This window comes from Halomonas ventosae, assembly GCF_004363555.1.
In the GTDB taxonomy this organism is placed as follows: Bacteria; Pseudomonadota; Gammaproteobacteria; order Pseudomonadales; family Halomonadaceae; genus Halomonas; species Halomonas ventosae.
Window position 1 is genome coordinate 1 of the sequence record NZ_SNZJ01000045.1, and the last position, 1,149, is coordinate 1,149.

Sequence of the window (1,149 nt, forward strand, 5' to 3'; positions counted from 1 at the left end):
CAGGACCGGGTTCATGGGGTCCGACACGTCATACTGGTGCATCTCGCCCAGGCCCCAACAGGCCACGTACAGGTACTTGTCGTCGAGACTGAGATCGATATCGGTGACCAGCGGTGGCACCGCCTCGAATCCCTGCAGGAGCGGCGGCAGGTTTTCCGCCGCCTCGGGGCGCGGATCAATGGTGATGGTCTTCTTGGACTGCCAGGTGCCATCGTCACCGCGCCACCAGGTGAAGATCGCGCCTTGCAGGTTCGTGGTGTCCACGACAATGCCGCAAAAACCGTAGGATTTCTTCGGGTCGTGCGCGGGCCGGATCTCCAGCGCCATCTGGTAGTTCTCGCCGAAATCCATCGTCTGGATATTCTTGCGCCGGCGCAGATCCCAGAAGTGGATCGAATGGCCGTACTTGTTCGCCAGAAGATCCTCGGCGACGAGGCCATTCTCGAACTGCGGCGGCAGCCCCCATTCGGAACTGACCATGTAGTCCTGCGGCAGGTTCCACCAGAAATCGTAATGCTTGTCCTGCTTGCCCCGGTCCATCTCGTAACGGCCGAGGATCTCGAAGGTCTCGCAATCCATGATGAAGATGCCGGGCGGTCCGTCCGTGCCGTCCGCACCGCCGCCACCGAGTGTCGAGATATAGATGCCCTCGGGCCCGCAATGGATGGTGTGGGGGCGCGAATAACCGGTCTTCTCGAAAACCTCTTCGGGCTCGATGATCTTGTGGATCTTCGCGTCAAGCGGGTCTTTCACGTCGATCACGTAGATGCGCGAGGACCGGATCCCCGGCACGATCAGGTAGCGGCGCTCGAGGAAGGCATGGCCGGACATCGGCGACAGCGACGAGGAACAGGCGTTCCAGCCGAAATGATGGAACTCGTCGCCTGTATAGGGCATGGCCAGGGTGTTCACGATGGTGCCATAGCGGTCGGAGTCCGGATTCAGATCGACCACGGCGAGCGCGTCCGGTTGCGCGCCGTCCGGGCTGAGCATCACGGTGAAGCCATAGTTCTCCACAGGCGCCTGCATGGCCAGCTGCGCCGTGGCGTGGAATGTCGGGTCGGGTCGTAAAGTCATGGTGCCCTCTCCTGGAAAGGACAGGAAATCCACCTGCGTCGTTCACAAGACCACCGCAGTCCCTGGGCGGCC

At 61.8% G+C, this 1,149-nt stretch carries 1 protein-coding gene; it reads right to left on the reverse strand.

The window, feature by feature from the left end; translation table 11 throughout:
- A partial coding sequence (locus tag DFP85_RS18785) for a selenium-binding protein SBP56-related protein (protein WP_133637928.1) occupies positions 1-1,077 on the reverse strand: 1,077 nt, incomplete at its 3' end.
- Between the last annotated feature and the right edge of the window lie 72 nt (positions 1,078-1,149).